Raw genomic sequence first — 256 nt, forward strand, 5'->3', positions numbered from 1 at the left:
TACTAGTCGTTCCTTTGGCCAGACAGGTTCAGGATCCCTTTCTCATCAAAAGATTGCTCGTGATTTAATGACACCTGATGAAGTCGGAAATATGAAACGGCATGAATGCCTGGTTCGAATTGCCAATATGCCTGTCTTTAAAAGCAAAAAGTACAATTCCACTAAGCATCCAAACTGGAAATACCTAGCCAATCAAGAAACCGATGAACGGTGGTGGAACTATCAAATCAATCCTTTAAATCAAAGACAAGAAAAT

1 protein-coding gene is annotated in these 256 nt (G+C 39.5%); it reads left to right on the forward strand.

From position 1 onward, the window contains the following. Positions 1 to 256, forward strand: a 256-nt coding sequence (locus CBI42_RS11930; RefSeq protein ID WP_179211441.1) for a type IV secretory system conjugative DNA transfer family protein, incomplete at both ends; no start/stop codon positions are given.

Source organism: Streptococcus sp. KR, assembly GCF_002238115.1.
In the GTDB taxonomy this organism is placed as follows: domain Bacteria; phylum Bacillota; class Bacilli; order Lactobacillales; family Streptococcaceae; genus Streptococcus.